Here is a 3,351-nt window from a genome sequence, read left to right on the forward strand (position 1 = left end):
GGCCTAGGCCTTCTTCAGCCCCGCCTTGAAGCGCCTGGCGTTGGCGACGTAATGCGCGGCCGAGCCGCGCAGCCTGGCGATCGCGGCGTCGTCCAGGTCCCGCACCACGCGCGCGGGCGAGCCGACGATCAGCGAATTGTCGGGGAATTCCTTGCCTTCGGTGACCAGGGCGCCAGCGCCAACCAGCGAATTCCTGCCGATCCTGGCGCCGTTCAGCACGATGGCGCCCATGCCGATCAGGCTGTTGTCGCCGATCGTGCAGCCATGCAGCAGTGCGCGGTGGCCGATCGTGCAGCCTTGCCCGATGGTCAGGGGGAAGCCTGGATCGGTGTGCATGACCGTGTGTTCCTGCACATTGGTGTCGGCGCCGATGACGATCGGCTCGTTATCGCCGCGAATGACGACGCCGAACCAGAAGCCCGCGTTGCGGCCGACCCTGATATCGCCGATCAGCGTGGCGTCGGGCGCGATCCAGTTGCTGTCGGCGTCCTCGAAACCGGGCGTCTTTCCGTCGATCGCATAGAGCGGCATTTTTGGCCTCCGAATCGTCTCACACTACGCCTTATGCATATCGTTACCGCAAAACCGCTGCACACCCTCGGGTCAAGCCCAAGGGCATGCTTTTGCGCGACATGCACTAAAAGTTCGCAGAGACTAGAAGCCCACCCGCCCGCGATGCAATGTCGATCAGCGCGATGCCCAAAGCCAACGCCCAGATCGTCGCGGTGCAGCCGCAGGAGATGAGCGCCAGTGTCGAAATATGGCCTTCCCGCCAGGAATCCAGGGCGTCGTTGATGAACATCAGCGGACCGGCGCATGCCGTCGCGGCCAGCGAGCGCAGCATATGCTTCGGCGACACATAAGGTTCGGCAAAGGCGAGCCGGCGGCCCGACATCAACTCCATTGCCGATCCGACCAGGCCGCACGCCGTCAGCCCAAACATAAAAGCAAAGAGTGTGTGTTCGACCGGACCCATCTTTACCGTCCATTTACCATGAAATCGCACAGTCGCGTTCGACAGGCGCGTTGCAAGGGCCATGCCGCGCCTGATGTGCCGCCCTAGGACACCCAAGGGGACATCCAGGGGGCACCTTGGGATAGTGGTCGATGTCGGGGATCGCGATGAAGCAAGCAGCCGCCGCCGAGGGCCCGCAACTCACCGCTGTCGATTCCACGCTGATGAAGCGGGTGTTCTACGCATTCGCGACGCTGGCATTGCTTTCGGTGGCAATCAGCCTTGGCGGCAAATGGTTTGGCCGCTCCATCGCCATGGCCGGTTATACGGACGACACCACGATCCATAAGATCGTCATCGGCAACAATGTCATCGCCGTGCCGGCCAATTTCATCCGCTTTGACCAGGCCCGCCGCGACGGCATCGCCTCGCGCCTCGACCTCTATCTGCGCTATCCCGAGATGGACGGCTACAGCACGGCCGCGCGCGACGATTTCAACCACATCGGTCCCCGCGGGAACATCGTCTTCCTGTCGTTCGAGCAGCAGATGATGTCGCGCGACATGAGCGGCCGTTTCGCGCCGATCTACAGCGCCTTGATCGCGCAGCCCGGCACGCCTGGCCCGGGCGGCACCACGCTCTACGGTTTCACCGAGAAATCAGGTTATCTCAACGAGGTGCTGGCGGTCGCCGGGCGCCCCGGCAAGGATCCCTTCGTGGCGCGCTGCCTGAGCGGACCGAGCGCGGCGGAATCGCTGGCACCTTGCGAACGCGACATCCAGGTCGGCGACAATCTCAGCCTCAGCTACCGCTTTCCCCGGGAATTCCTGGGCGACTGGCAGGCGCTGGACGCGGCGATCGCCGCCGAGGCCGCACGCATCCTGAAGACCGGGCGTTAGAACACGATCCCGACCCGAAGACCGATTTGAGCGAAACGCCCGAACTGGCTAAAGCTTTTTGACTGACAGGTTCGCCTGATCCCGGCAACAGGCTCAATTCCGCCCTCAGGCCAGGTCGATGTCCAGGATCGCCATTGAGAAATTGTAATCGCCGTCGTCCTCGTCCTTGAAGACGATGCCGAGGAATTCGTCGCCGACATAGACCTCGGCCGAATCGTCCTTGCGCGGCCGCGCCTTTACCTCGAGCTTGGGATTCTGGAAGACACGCTTGAAATAGGCGTCCAGCTTTCTGATTTCGTCCGGCTTCAACAGTTCTCTCCGATCGTCGGGCTTGCGAAAGCGCGTGGCGTCCGAGGGGATGCATACGACACGCTTTAGATCTTATTTTTTATGCGTGTCGTTGTCCCAAAACCGCTGCGCACTTTTGGGCGACACGCATTAGAGACGCGCTTCTGACACGTCGACAATGGCGATGTAAAGGCAAGCCGGCGAGAGAAACAACACCCCCGGCCTACAACCGGATTCAGCTGTGGGTCCGCGCATGACGTCAGATGTCAAAGCTGACGACATGCTCCATCGACTGCGACGGCAAAAGCTGGTCCATCTGCCGCGAAGGCTGGTCGCAGCCGGTCTCGCCAACGACACGGGCCGGCACGCCGGCAACCGTCTTGTTGTGCGGCACGGGCGACAGCACGACCGAACCCGCCGCGACTTTCGAGCAATGGCCGATTTCGATGTTGCCGAGGATCTTGGCGCCGGCGCCGATCAGCACGCCGCGGCGGATCTTGGGATGACGGTCGCCACCGGCCTTGCCGGTGCCGCCCAACGTCACCCCATGCAGGATCGACACGTCGTCCTCGATGACAGCGGTTTCGCCGACGACAAAGCCGGTGGCGTGGTCGAGGAAAATGCCCTTGCCAATGCGGGCAGCCGGGTTGATGTCGGTCTGGAAGACCGAGGACGACCGGCTCTGCAAATAGAGCGCGAAATCCTTGCGGCCCTGGTTCCACAGCCAATGCGCCAGACGATGGGTCTGGATGGCGTGAAAGCCCTTGAAATAGAGCACCGGCATGATGAAACGGTCACAGGCCGGATCGCGGTCGTAATAGGCCTGGATGTCGACGCGCACGGTCGTCGACCAGTCCTTGTCGTCGGCCGCCATCGCCTTGAATGTCTGGCGGATGAGATCGGAACCGATGTCCTGATGGTCGAGCCGTTCGGCCAGCCGATGAATGACCGCTTCCTCCAGGCTTTCCTGGTTGAGGATGGTCGAATAGAGGAACGCCGCCAGCAATGGATCGCGGTTGACCGCTTCCATCGCTTCGTCACGGATCGAGCGCCAGATCGGATCGATCGGCTGCACCATGCTGGGGCGGGCAATGGTAATGCTGTTCATCGAAGCTCTCCGGACTGCCGGCTTGCCTATTCTCCGGCCGCACCTATAAGCCAGATCATAGCACGGGTGAACTCAATTTTCCTTAGTGCTGTGTCAAATGG

5 protein-coding genes are annotated in these 3,351 nt (G+C 61.9%); 1 reads left to right on the forward strand and 4 read right to left on the reverse strand.

Going from position 1 to position 3,351, the window contains the following annotated elements; translation table 11 throughout:
* Nucleotides 1–3: 3 nt before the first annotated feature.
* Together CN311_RS31530 and CN311_RS31535 are read right to left on the reverse strand one after the other, a co-directional pair.
* Complete coding sequence (locus CN311_RS31530) at nucleotides 4–531, reverse strand: gamma carbonic anhydrase family protein (protein ID WP_097577468.1); 528 nt, start codon at nucleotides 529–531, stop codon at nucleotides 4–6.
* Nucleotides 532–637: 106 nt separating this feature from the next.
* Nucleotides 638–976 (reverse strand): DUF6949 family protein, encoded by a 339-nt coding sequence (locus tag CN311_RS31535; RefSeq protein WP_097577469.1) that lies wholly within the window; start codon nucleotides 974–976, stop codon nucleotides 638–640.
* Between the two features lie 146 nt (nucleotides 977–1,122).
* Here CN311_RS31535 and CN311_RS31540 point away from each other — a divergent pair, with 146 nt between their 5' ends.
* Nucleotides 1,123–1,854, forward strand: coding sequence for a hypothetical protein (locus tag CN311_RS31540; RefSeq protein ID WP_097577471.1), 732 nt, complete (start codon nucleotides 1,123–1,125; stop codon nucleotides 1,852–1,854).
* Nucleotides 1,855–1,959: 105 nt separating this feature from the next.
* On the opposite strand, the gene CN311_RS31545 is transcribed toward CN311_RS31540, so the two are convergent.
* Nucleotides 1,960–2,163, reverse strand: a complete 204-nt coding sequence (locus CN311_RS31545; protein WP_013531334.1) for a DUF3126 family protein — start codon at nucleotides 2,161–2,163, stop codon at nucleotides 1,960–1,962.
* A 238-nt stretch (nucleotides 2,164–2,401) separates the two neighbouring features.
* Complete coding sequence (cysE, locus tag CN311_RS31550) at nucleotides 2,402–3,250, reverse strand: serine O-acetyltransferase (protein ID WP_097577470.1); 849 nt, start codon at nucleotides 3,248–3,250, stop codon at nucleotides 2,402–2,404.
* Nucleotides 3,251–3,351: the final 101 nt, after the last annotated feature.

The sequence above is a fragment of the Mesorhizobium sanjuanii genome, assembly GCF_002529485.1.
In the GTDB taxonomy this organism is placed as follows: Bacteria; Pseudomonadota; Alphaproteobacteria; order Rhizobiales; family Rhizobiaceae; genus Mesorhizobium; species Mesorhizobium sanjuanii.

Coding starts and splice junctions, on each gene's coding strand:
- CN311_RS31530 (WP_097577468.1), bottom strand. CDS start 531: ATGCCGCTCTATGCGATCGACGGAAAGACGCCCGGTTTCGAGGACGCC.
- cysE (WP_097577470.1), bottom strand. CDS start 3,250: ATGAACAGCATTACCATTGCCCGCCCCAGCATGGTGCAGCCGATCGAT.
- CN311_RS31540 (WP_097577471.1), top strand. CDS start 1,123: ATGAAGCAAGCAGCCGCCGCCGAGGGCCCGCAACTCACCGCTGTCGAT.
- CN311_RS31535 (WP_097577469.1), bottom strand. CDS start 976: ATGGGTCCGGTCGAACACACACTCTTTGCTTTTATGTTTGGGCTGACG.